This is a genomic window from Paraburkholderia sp. Clong3 (assembly GCF_050436485.1).
In the GTDB taxonomy this organism is placed as follows: Bacteria; Pseudomonadota; Gammaproteobacteria; order Burkholderiales; family Burkholderiaceae; genus Paraburkholderia; species Paraburkholderia tuberum.
In genome coordinates this window covers 2,591,249-2,602,846 of the sequence record NZ_JBNDMH010000003.1, presented here as the reverse complement: position 1 = coordinate 2,602,846, position 11,598 = coordinate 2,591,249, and the positions used below count along the sequence as shown (strand labels likewise).

The following is an 11,598-nucleotide window of genomic DNA, read 5'->3' as shown; positions in this document are numbered from 1 at the left end:
ATTCATCGGGTAGTGTCGGCGAAAGGAGAGGCAGATGGCGGCAGAGACGTTGACAGGCTTGTCGGGCAAGGTCGCGGTAACGAACATCGGGCTGCTGCTGTCGGGCGATATCGATCAGCCGATTCTCGACGCGGACACGCTGGTGATCGACGACGGCGCGATCGTCGCGCTCGGCCGCGAGAAAGACTGCGATCTCGAAGGCGCGCGCACGACGGTCGACTGCAAGGGCACGACGGTCGCGCCGGGCCTGATCGACTCGCACGTGCATCCGGTGTTCGGCGACTGGACGCCGCGCCAGAATCAGCTCGGCTGGATCGAGTCGAATCTGAACGGCGGCGTGACGACGATGATCTCGGCCGGCGAAGTGCATTTGCCTGGCCGTCCGAAAGACGTGCTCGGCGTGAAGGCGCTCGCGATCACCGCGCAGCGCTCGTTCGACGGCATGCGCGCGGCCGGCGTCGGTGGCGGCGTCAAGGTGCTGGCGGGCGCGCCGGTGATCGAGAAGGGCATGGTCGAGCAGGACTTCAAGGAGCTGTCCGAAGCCGGTGTGAAGCTGCTCGGCGAAGTCGGCCTCGGCAGCGTGAAGGGCGGCGAGGAAGCGCAACAGATGGTCGCGTGGGCGCGCAAGTACGGTATCCAGAGCACGATTCACACGGGTGGTCCGTCGATTCCGGGCTCCGGCCTGATCGATCGGGACGTGGTGCTCGCCGCCGATGCCGATGTGATCGGCCACGTCAACGGCGGCCATACGTCGCTGTCGTACCGGCACGTGTGCGATCTGTGCGAGCAGTCGAGCCGCGCGCTCGAAATCGTCCACAACGGCAACGAGCGGATCGCGTTGCTGACCGCGCGCCACGCGATCGAACTGAAATGCCCGCATCGGATCATTCTCGGCACCGATAGCCCGGCCGGCTCCGGCGTGCAACCGCTCGGCATTCTGCGCATGATCGCGCTGATCTCGAGCCTCGCCGACGTCCCCGCCGAAATCGCGTTCTGCTTTGCGACCGGCAATACCGCGCGGCAGCGCCACCTGCGCCAGGGGCTGATCGAGGTGGGCCGTCCCGCCGATCTCGTGTTCATGGACCGCGCGCAGCATACGGCCGCCGACACGCTGCTCGAAAGCGTGCAGCTCGGCGATATTCCGGGTGTGGGGATGGTGATGATCGATGGTCTGATCCGTTGCCGGCGCAGCCGCAATACGCCGCCCGCGACCGAAGTGCCGGTGGTGCTGTGAACGCGCGGCGCGACAGGGTGCTCGCATCATGATGAACCGCGCCGCGCAGCTCGTGCTGAAGGTGAACGGCGCGACGCATGTGGTCAGCGCGGCGGCGCAGACACCGCTGCTCTACTTGCTGCGCAACGATCTCGCGCTGAACGGGCCGAAGTTCGGTTGCGGTCTCGGCGAATGCGGCGCCTGCACCGTGCTGCTCGACGGCATGCCGACGCGCGCCTGCGTGACGACCGCCGAAGTCGCGCTGGGCCGCGAGATCACGACGCTCGAAGGGCTCGGCACGCGCACCGCGTTGCATCCGGTGCAGCAGGCGTTCATCGACGAACAGGCCGCGCAATGCGGCTACTGCCTGAACGGCATGATCATGACCGCGAAGGCGCTGCTCGATCGCGATCCGCATCCGAGCGTCGCGACGATCCAGCGCGAGCTGTCGCGCAACCTGTGTCGCTGCGGCACGCATGTCGAGATCGTGCGCGCGGTGCAGCGCGCGGCGCAATTGCTCGACGCGCAGACGGACGCGCACGACGGAGCGCGTGTATGACCGGGCCCGACTTCAGCGTCGATCGTCGTAGCGCGCCGCCGTCGCGCAAGCAGCTGTACGACGCGCACAGCGTGCTGATCGTCGCGCGGCCGCCGCATGCACCGGTCAAGGCCGCGCTCGGCCAGCCGGGTTCGCGTTCTTCGTTCGTGCCGACCGAGGCGGATCTGTTTCTGGTCGTGCGCGACGATGGCAGCGTGGTCGCGTTCAACGGTCACGTGGACCTGGGCACCGGCATCGGCACCGCGCTCGCGCAGATCGTCGCGGAAGAACTCGATGTGCCGTTGACGCGTGTATCGATCGTGCTCGGCCATACCGGCGAAACGCCGAACCAGGGGCCGACGATCGCCAGCGCGACGATCCAGATTTCGGCGGTGCCGCTGCGGCAGGCGGCGGCGCAAGCGCGTCAGTATCTGGTCGCGCAAGCGGCCGCGCGCCTGAATGTAGATGCGAACGATCTCGACGTGCAGGACAGCCGCGTGTTTCCACGCGATGGCGACCCGGCGCAGGGCATTCACTATGGCGAGCTGATCAAAGGCCAGCGTGTCGAACTGCTGCTGTCGAACGATGCGCCTTTGAAACCGCCGCACGCGTATCGCGTCGTCGGTAAAAGCGCGCCGCGTGTCGACATTCCCGCGAAGGCGACCGGTGAGCTGAGCTTCGTGCACGACGTGCGCGTGCCCGGCATGCTGCATGGACGCGTGGTGCGGCCGCCTTATGCGGGCGTCGCGCAGGGTGAGTTCATCGGGCATAGCCTGCTGGAAGTGAACGAAGCGGCGATTCGCGATTTGCCTGGCATCGTCAAGGTGGTCGTGATTCGCGATTTCGTCGGTATCGTCGCCGAGCGTGAGGAGATTGCGCAACAGGCGGCGCAGCGGCTCGACGTGCGATGGAAAACGGTCGATGGCCTGCCGCCGCTCGACACGAGCGAGCAGGTCGAAGCGGCGTTGCGCGCGAATCCGGCGACGCGGCGCGATCTGGTGATCGAAGGCGACGTGGATGCGGCGCTCGCGCAAGACCCATCGCGCACGTTGGAACGCACTTACGTGTGGCCGTTCCAGATGCACGCATCGATCGGCCCGTCGTGCGCGGTCGCGGACTATCGCAACGGAGACGGCGACGACACGCAGCTGAAAATCTGGTCCGGCACGCAGAACCCGCATTCGCTGCGCGCCGACCTCGCGTTATTGCTGACACTCGACGAAGCGCGCATCGACATCGTGCGGATGGATGCGGCGGGCTGCTACGGACGAAATTGCGCTGACGACGTCGCCGCCGACGCCGCGCTGCTGTCGCGCGCGGTCGGCGCGCCGGTGCGCGTGCAGCTATCGCGCGAGGACGAACACGCGTGGGAACCGAAGGGCGCCGCGCAACTGATGGACGTACGCGGCGCGCTCACCGCCGAAGGCGAACTGGCCGCCTACGACTTTGCGACGCGCTATCCGTCGAACGACGCCCCCACGCTCGCGCTGCTGCTGACCGGCACGATTTCCGCGCAGCCGCAGGTGTTCGAGATGGGCGACCGCACGGCCGTGCCGCCGTACGACTATCGCAGCATGCGCATCGTCTGCGACGACACGCCGCCGATCGTGCGCGCCGCGTGGCTGCGCGGTGTGTCCGCGTTGCCGAACACGTTCGCGCACGAGTCGTTCATCGACGAACTGGCCGAGCAGGCCGGCGTCGATCCGGTCGAATTCCGCCTCACGCATCTGACCGATCCGCGCGCGATCGACCTCGTCAAGGCGGTCGCGGCGAAAGCCGGGTGGGAACCGCGCGAACCCGCGTTCAGAACGCGCGGCGAGGACGACGAAGACGGCAACATCGCGCGCGGCCGCGGCATCGCGTACGCGCGCTACGTGCACAGCAAATTCCCGGGGTTCGGCGCGGCATGGTCCGCGTGGGTCGCCGACGTCGAAGTCAATCGCAACAGCGGCGAACTGGCGGTCACGCGCGTCGTGGTCGGCCAGGACACCGGCACGATGGTCAATCCGGATGGCGTGCGTCACCAGATTCACGGCAACGTGATCCAGACGACGAGCCGCGCCCTGAAGGAGCAGGTCAGGTTCGGCGACAACGCGGTGACGAGCCAGGAGTGGGGCGCGTATCCGATCCTGACGTTCCGCGAAGTGCCGGTGATCGACGTCGTGATGATGCCGCGCCACGGCGAGCCGCCGATGGGCGCGGGCGAGTCGGCGTCGCTGCCCGGCGCGGCCGCCATCGCCAATGCGCTGTACGACGCGACGGGGGTGCGTTTCCGTCGCCCGCCGTTCACGCCGGAAAAGATCCGCGCCGCGCTCGCCGACGCGCAGGCGGAAGACGCGGCGGCGGCGCGCAGGAAAAAGCGCTGGCGGCGCGGCTTTTTCGGCTGGTTGGCCGCGGGCGCGGTCGGCTGGCTTGGCGCGCTGTCGTTTGCCTCGGTTTCCAGCGCGCCGCTTGCGCCGATCACGCCGCCGCTTGCAAGCGCGTTTGCGCCGGAACTGGTCGCGCGCGGCAAGCTGCTCGCGTCGCTCGGTAATTGCGCGGTTTGCCATACCGCCCACAACGGCGTGCCGAACGCCGGCGGCAAGCCGCTCGCGACCCCGTTCGGCATCGTCTACAGCACCAACCTCACGCCCGACGGCCAGACCGGGATCGGCCACTGGTCGCTCGAAGCGTTCGTGCGCGCGATGCGGCACGGCATCAGCCGTGACGGTCATCGGCTGTATCCGGCGTTTCCGTACACGTCTTTCCAGAACATTTCCGATGACGATCTGCATGCGCTCTACGCGTATCTGATGTCGCAAACGCCGGTGCGCAGCCGGCCGCCCGCAACGAAGCTCGCGTTTCCTTTCAGCGTGCGTCCGCTGATGGCTGCATGGAACGGCCTGTTTCTCGGCCGCACCGCGTTTACCGCCAACCCCGCGCAGAGCGCGCAATGGAATCGCGGCGCGTATCTGGTGAATGGCCTTGGCCATTGCAGCGCGTGCCACACGCCGCGCAACGCGTTCGGCGCCGAGAAAACCGGCGCGGCGTTCATGGGCGGAGGCAGCGCCGAGGGCTGGGAAGCGCCCGCGCTGTCGGCGTTGTCGAATGCGCCGGTGCCGTGGAGCGAGGACGAACTGTTCCGCTATCTGCGCGACGGTCACGCGCCGTTGCACGGCGTCGCGGCCGGGCCGATGGCGCCGGTGATCGGCGATCTGGCGGCGCTGCCCGACAGCGATATCCGCGCGATGGCCGTCTATCTCGCGTCGCTCAATCCGCTGGAGCCGAACGCCGATCCGGCCGCGACCGCGCGCGAATACGAACAGGCCAGCGCGATGACGGGCGCGCCGGTCACGGCGGGTGCGCGGCTTTTCGACGGCGCGTGCGCCGCGTGCCATCACGCTGGCAGCGGACCTCAGTTGTTCGGCGCACATCCGTCGCTGGCGCTGAACACGAACCTGCACGGCGCGACGCCGGACAACCTGATTCGCGTGATTCTCGACGGCATCGGCTCGCCTGCGCGGCCCGAACTCGGTACGATGCCGGCTTACCGCGACAGTTTCAACGACGCCCAGGTCGCCGAGCTCGTGTCGTTCCTGCGCGCGCAGTTCGCGGGCGGCAAGCCGGCATGGCAGGACGTCGCCGCGAACGTGGCCAGAATCCGCGCGGAACCGCGCGAGCAATGAGCCGCCAGCCGTCGTCCGAAGGTGCGCAGGTCCACGCGCTTGCACGTCCTCACGTTCGCATGTCTGACTAAAACCACCATTCCTTCTGATAACGGAGAAACGCATGACCACGCGCGCAGGATGGATCTCTCGCCTCATGGTGTCGACCGTGTGCTCGTTTGCCGCGGCCGGCGCGAGCGCACAGCAGACCATCAAGATCGGTGAGATCAATAGCTACAAGGCGCAGCCTGCCTTTCTCGGGCCTTACAAGCAAGGCTGGAATCTCGCACTCGAGCAGGTGAACGCGGCGGGTGGCGTGCTCGGCAAGCAGCTCGAAGTTATTTCGCGCGACGACAACGGCAACCCCGGCGACACGATCCGCGTCGCCCAGGAGCTGATCGCGCGCGAGCAGGTGCAGGTGCTGTTCGGCGGCTTCCTGTCGAACACGGGCCTCGCGCTCGCCGACTTCGCGAAGCAGAAGAAGATCTTCTTCCTCGCGGCCGAACCGCTGACCGACAAGATCGTCTGGGCCGATGGCAACAAATACACGTACCGTCTGCGTCCTTCGACCTACATGCAGGTCGCGATGCTGGTGCCCGAGGCCGCGAAGCTGAAGAAGAAGCGCTGGGCGATCGTGTATCCGAACTACGAGTACGGGCAATCGGCGGTGGCGACCTTCAAGAAGCTGCTGACGGCCGCGCAGCCGGACGTGCAGTTCGTCGTCGAACAGGCGACGCCGCTCGGCAACGTCGACGCGGGCGCCGTGACCCAGGCGATCGCCGACGCGAAGCCCGACGCGATCTTCAACGTGCTGTTCGGCGCCGACCTCGGCAAGTTCGTGCGCGAGGGCAATACGCGCGGGCTCTTCAAGGATCGCGCGGTGGTGTCGCTCCTGACCGGCGAGCCCGACTACCTCGATCCGCTCGGCGCCGAAGCGCCGACCGGCTGGATCGTGACCGGCTACCCGTGGTATTCGATCGATACGGCCGCGAACAAGCAGTTCGTCGACACGTATCAGGCGAAATATCACGACTATCCGCGGCTGGGCTCGGTGGTCGGCTATTCAGCGCTGATGTCGATCGCGGACGGCATCAAGAAGGCGGGTTCGACCGATCCGGACAAACTCGCCGCCGCGTTCAAGGGGCTCAACGTGCAGACGCCCTTCGGCCCGATCATGTACCGCGCGCAGGACAATCAGTCGACGATGGGCGCGTATGTCGGCGTGACCGGCGTGAAGGACGGCAAGGGTGTGATGACGTCGTACCGCTATGTGGATGGCGCGAGCGTGCAGCCATCGGACGCCGAGGTGAAGAAACTGCGCCCGGCGGATTGAGGACGTGGCGCGCGGCGGTCCGTCGTGACTGCCGCGCAATGGCCGCGCGAGTGTTGGTGAATGCACGTCCGCAGCGGCTTTTGCCACGTGCGGGCGGCTTTGAAAGCGGCGGTTGCCGTCGGCGAAACCTACTCTTCCGCGTCGTGCTCCGTGACGAAGCGCTTCAGATAAGCGAGCACGGCCGCTTCCATCGCGCGATGATCGGCGGTGTTTTTCGAGCCCGCGTTTTCTTCATCGCCGAACAGTGTGGACGGCGCGTTGTGCACGTCCACTTCCTGCCCCTCGCGGAACACGCGAATTTCGTGGACGTCCTCGACGTACTCGGCGATCCAGTGCACGCCCTCGATATGCGTGCCAGCGCGAACCGTAACTATCTTCATGGCTGTCTCCATGCAAGGCGGTCGATTTGAGTTTGCGCTTCGGCGCTTACTCCCGTCCCATGTCCACCACCATACGCCGTCCCGCCGACGCACGCGAGTCCCGCCGCGCAACCGCCGCCGGACCATGGCGCGGATGGGCGCTCCGGCACGCTCGTTGCTGAACGATAGAGACTCACCCATAACCGGAGAACCGTCATGCCAGAGCAGAAAACCTTGAAGCGTGCCGAGGCCGATAAACGCGCCGGCAAATCAGCGAGTACTCAAGCGGGAGAGTTCGTCAAGGAACAGGTGGACAAGGTCCGCGCCGGCAAGCACGGCGTGCGCTCGCCGAAGCAGGCGATCGCGATCGGGTTGTCCGAGGCGCGGCGCGCGGGCGTCGACGTAAAGCCGCCGAAGAAGGGCGCCACGAGCGAGGCGACCCGCAAGAAAGCGCAGAAGGACAGCGCGGCGGGCAAGCACGAAGGCGCCGCGAAGAAGAGTGCGAGCAAGGAGTCGAGCGCGAAACGCTCGCGTGTGTCGGAGAGCGTGCTCGAGCGCGAGAGCAAGGCCGGGGCGTCGTCGGCGGCGATGTCGAAGCAGGCGAAGTCGGCGGCGGCCAAGCGGCCAGCCGCGAGCCGCTCGGCCGCAGCCAAAAAGGCCGCTGCGACGAAGGGCGCGGCTGGACGCTCCGCTGCCGCGAAAAAGGCCGCGCAAACGCGGGCGTCGCGCGCGCATCACTGAGCTTGCGGCTCGCAAAGCGGCAGCAATAAAAAAGAGCGGCGCACGCATGCGCGTGCCGCCGCTCTTTCGTCGTCGCCTGGTGGCGCGCTGGCGGGCCTTCTTACTGCACCGTCGCCAGCACCTCGCCAACGGTGCGGAAGAGCCGCGCGATCTGCTCTTCGTCGATGATCAGCGGCGGCGAGAACGCGAGGATGTCGCCGGTGAAACGGATCAGCACGCCTGCCTCGAAGCATTTGACGAACGCCTCGTAGGCGCGCGCGCCCGGCGCTCCGTCGCGCGATTCGAGCTCGATGCCCGCGACGAGGCCGAGATTGCGCACGTCCTTCACGTGCTTCGCGCCGCGCAGCCCATGCGCGGCGGCTTCGAACGTCGGCGCGAGGCTGGCCGCGCGCTCGAACAGCTGGTCGCGCTGGTACAGATCGAGCGTCGCGATCGCGGCCGCGGCAGCCGCCGGATGCGCCGAGTACGTGTAGCCGTGGAACAGTTCGATCGCGCCCGCCGCGCCGCTGCCGACGACCGTGTCGTGGATCGTGCGGCTCGCCGCGACCGCGCCCATCGGAATCGACGCGTTGTTGATCGCCTTCGCCAGCGTGATCAGGTCCGGCGTGACGCCGAAGTGTTCGCTCGCGGTCGCCTTGCCGAGGCGGCCAAAGCCCGTGATCACCTCGTCGAAGATGAGCAGGATGCCGTGCTTCGTGCAGATCTCGCGCAGCTTCTGCAGATAGCCTTGCGGCGGAACCAGCACGCCGGTCGAGCCGGCCACCGGTTCGACGATCACCGCGGCGATCGTCGAAGCGTCGTGCAGCGCGACGATGCGCTCCAGCTCCTCGGCCAGATGCGCGCCCCATGCGGGCTGGCCTTTCGAGAACGCGTTGTGTTCGAGGTGGTGCGTGTGCGGCAGATGATCGACCGCCGGCAACAGCGCCCCCGAAAACGTCTTGCGATTCGGCGCGATACCGCCGACCGAAATCCCGCCGAAACCGACGCCGTGATAGCCGCGCTCGCGGCCGATCAGACGCGTGCGCTGGCCTTCGCCGCGTGCGCGATGGTAGGCGAGCGCGATTTTCAGCGCGGTGTCGACCGATTCGGAGCCCGAGTTCGTGAAGAAGATGCGATCGAGCCCTTCCGGCATCAGCTCGGCAACCTTCTTCGCCGCTTCGAACGCGAGCGGGTGGCCCATCTGGAAGGTCGGCGCGAAGTCGAGCGTCGACAGCTGCTGCGTGATCGCGGCGATGATTTCATCGCGGCCATGGCCGGCGTTCACGCACCACAGCCCGGCGCAACCGTCGAGAATCTCGCGCCCGTCGGTGCTTCGGTAGTACATGCCCTTCGCCGATTCCAGCAGGCGCGGCGCGGCCTTGAACTGGCGGTTGGCGGTGAAGGGCATCCAGAAGGACGACAGATCGTCGATGACGGGGCGCGAAGTCATGGCATCTCCTCGAAGTGGCGCGGTTGGGGCTTTAAGCGTAGCCAAACTGTAGCCCTCGCGGTTTAATGGCGGCATAAACAGTTGACCAAGTGTGGTGTCAACTGTGCTGGTGGATTCGCGCGAACCGTTCCGGTAAGCGGGCGGTCCGCGGTCCGTCTTTTTGCCCCTCGTTTTTCGCCCGAAACATGATCGAACTGGACCTTCAACGCGACCGGCGCGCGGCGCCGACGCTCGTCGAACAGGTCGTGCAGAGCTTCGCGCGCGCGATCGACTCGCAATCGCTGCGCGCCGGCGCACTGCTGCCGTCGGTGCGGCAGCTTGCCCAAAGCCACGCGCTGAGCACCTTCACCGTGACCGAGGCGTACAACCGGCTGGTGTCGATGGGGCTCGTGGTCGCGCGGCGCGGCTCCGGCTATCGGGTGGCGGCGCGCTCGCCGTCCACGCGCGCGGCCGTCGCCGACTGGACGCCGCCGAGCCTGACCGCGACGTGGCTGCTGTCCGACGTGTTCGCCGATCACTCGGTGCCGATCAAGGCGGGCTGCGGCTGGCTGCCGAGCGAATGGACCAACGAGAGCGGCCTGCAGCACTCGCTGCGCGCGCTGAGCCGGGTGCCGGCCGCGCGGCTCGGCGACTATGGCCATCCGTACGGCTTCGCGCCGCTGCGCGAGCGCATCGCCGAACAACTCGACCGGCGCGGGCTGCCCGTCGACGTCGCGAACGTGCTGCTCACGCAGGGCGCGACGCAGGGGCTCGATCTGATCGTGCGCACGCTGCTGCGCGCGGGCGATGCGGTGATCGTCGAAGATCCCGGCTACTGCAATCTGCTGCAGATCCTGAAGCTCGCCGGGCTGGTCGTGCATGGCGTGCCGCGCACGCCGGCCGGCGTCGATACGGACGTTCTCGCAACGCTGGTCGCGCGGCACAAGCCGAAGGCGATCTTCGTCAACACCACGCTCCAGAATCCGACCGGCGCGACCTTCGGCATGTCGGCCGCGTTCCGCTTGCTGCAGATCGCCGAGCGCGAGCGCATCTGGGTGATCGAGGACGACGTGAGCCGCGAACTCGCGCCGGCCGGCGCGCCGCTACTGGCGGCGATGGAAGGCTTGCAGCGCGTGTTGCACGTCGGCGGCTTTTCGAAGACGGTGACGCCGTCGCTGCGCTGCGGCTATGTGGTGGCCGAGCAGGCGGTGCTGCGCGAACTCGCGCGCACGAAGATGGCGGTGGGGCTGACGTCGTCGGAAACGATCGAGCGGATCGTCGACAAGGTGCTGGTGGAAGGGCGTTACGCGCGCCACGTCGAGATGGTCAACGAACGGCTGAAACTCGCGCACGTGGCACTCGAAGAACGGCTGGACGCGCTCGGGCTCGAGGTGTTTCACCGGCCGCGCGCGGGGCTCTTCATGCTGGCGCGTCTGCCGATCGAAGCGGAGCGCGCCGCCGAGGTCGCGACCGCCGCGCTCGCGCACGGCATCTGGCTCGCACCGGGCTCCTACTTCCGTCCCGACGACGCGCCGAGCGCGTGGTTCCGCTTCAACGCGCCGTATTCGAGCGACGACGCGTTGTGGCGCTTCATCGAGCGGGTCGGGCAGGGGGCGTGGTAGACGCGGCGGCGCGCGCCGAAAGCTCAGCCGCCGTGCCCGATCAGCTTCAGCGCGATCGGATACAGCGACGCGACCAGCAGCAGCGCCATCGCGATGTTGAAGACGCGCAGCCGCTTCGGGTTCGACAGCACCTCGCGCATCGCGGTGCCGAAACCGGCCCACACGCAGATGCACGGAAAGCCGATCACATAGAACACCGCAGCCATCGCGACGGCGTTCATGCCGAAGCTGTTGCTCAGGTGAATCGTCGTCGCGGCGGTCAGCACCATCATCCACGCCTTCGGATTGACCCACTGAAACGCGATCGCCTCGTGAAAGCGCATCGGGCGACGCTCGCCGTTCCTGAGCTTCAGTTCGCCCGACGTGCCGATTTTCCACGCCAGATACAGCAGATAAGCGACGCTGACGACTTCGAGCACCGTGTACAGCACGGGGAAATGCACGAACGCCTCGCCGAGGCCGATGCCGACCGACAGCATCAACAGCACCACGCCGACGCTGATGCCGGACAGATGGGGCAGCGTGCGGCGAAAGCCGAAATTGACGCCCGACGCGAGCAGCATCGTGTTGTTCGGACCGGGCGTGATCGAGGTGACGAGCGCGAACAGGATGCCGGCGGGCAGCGCGCTGAGAGTGACGAAAGACATGGGGGCTCCGGTGTCGCCAACAGAAAACGGTGAGGCTCATTCTAGCGACAGGGGCCGGTACAGTACCTGTACGGTTTTGAAAATGATGTCCGG

9 protein-coding genes are annotated in these 11,598 nt (G+C 67.2%); 6 read left to right on the top strand and 3 right to left on the bottom strand.

Annotated elements, in window-relative coordinates:
* Positions 1-34: 34 nt before the first annotated feature.
* The 4 genes from OKW30_RS35280 (at position 35) to OKW30_RS35265 (ending at position 6,728) form a co-directional block, all read left to right on the top strand.
* Positions 35-1,234 (top strand): amidohydrolase family protein, encoded by a 1,200-nt coding sequence (locus tag OKW30_RS35280; RefSeq protein WP_429348903.1) that lies wholly within the window; start codon positions 35-37, stop codon positions 1,232-1,234.
* Between the two features lie 31 nt (positions 1,235-1,265).
* Entirely contained in the window at positions 1,266-1,772 is a 507-nt protein-coding gene (locus OKW30_RS35275; protein ID WP_429349224.1) for a (2Fe-2S)-binding protein, read from the top strand.
* Positions 1,769-5,416: a molybdopterin cofactor-binding domain-containing protein gene (locus OKW30_RS35270; protein ID WP_429348902.1), complete on the top strand. Its 3,648-nt coding sequence runs from the start codon at positions 1,769-1,771 to the stop codon at positions 5,414-5,416. Before OKW30_RS35275 ends, OKW30_RS35270 begins: the two co-directional genes overlap by 4 nt.
* A gap of 103 nt (positions 5,417-5,519) precedes the next feature.
* Positions 5,520-6,728, top strand: coding sequence for an ABC transporter substrate-binding protein (locus OKW30_RS35265; protein ID WP_184063193.1), 1,209 nt, complete (start codon positions 5,520-5,522; stop codon positions 6,726-6,728).
* A 128-nt stretch (positions 6,729-6,856) separates the two neighbouring features.
* Here the strand turns inward: OKW30_RS35265 and OKW30_RS35260 are convergent, their stop codons facing one another.
* Positions 6,857-7,108 carry a hypothetical protein gene (locus OKW30_RS35260; RefSeq protein ID WP_018423554.1) on the bottom strand — a complete coding sequence of 84 codons (252 nt, stop codon included), beginning with the start codon at positions 7,106-7,108 and terminating at the stop codon, positions 6,857-6,859.
* A gap of 195 nt (positions 7,109-7,303) precedes the next feature.
* Between OKW30_RS35260 and OKW30_RS35255 the strand changes: the two genes are divergently transcribed.
* Positions 7,304-7,828, top strand: coding sequence for a DUF6496 domain-containing protein (locus OKW30_RS35255; protein WP_184063192.1), 525 nt, complete (start codon positions 7,304-7,306; stop codon positions 7,826-7,828).
* Positions 7,829-7,928: 100 nt separating this feature from the next.
* Here the strand turns inward: OKW30_RS35255 and OKW30_RS35250 are convergent, their stop codons facing one another.
* The gene (locus OKW30_RS35250) at positions 7,929-9,257 is read right to left on the bottom strand and encodes an aspartate aminotransferase family protein (RefSeq protein ID WP_429348901.1); all 1,329 of its coding nucleotides are present in this window, start codon (positions 9,255-9,257) and stop codon (positions 7,929-7,931) included.
* A 185-nt stretch (positions 9,258-9,442) separates the two neighbouring features.
* Here OKW30_RS35250 and OKW30_RS35245 point away from each other — a divergent pair, with 185 nt between their 5' ends.
* On the top strand, positions 9,443-10,858 hold the full coding sequence (locus OKW30_RS35245) for a PLP-dependent aminotransferase family protein (protein WP_187630766.1): 1,416 nt from the start codon (positions 9,443-9,445) through the stop codon (positions 10,856-10,858).
* 23 nt (positions 10,859-10,881) lie between these two features.
* Here OKW30_RS35245 and OKW30_RS35240 read toward each other — a convergent pair whose 3' ends face one another.
* Complete coding sequence (locus tag OKW30_RS35240) at positions 10,882-11,505, bottom strand: LysE family translocator (protein ID WP_184007090.1); 624 nt, start codon at positions 11,503-11,505, stop codon at positions 10,882-10,884.
* Between the last annotated feature and the right edge of the window lie 93 nt (positions 11,506-11,598).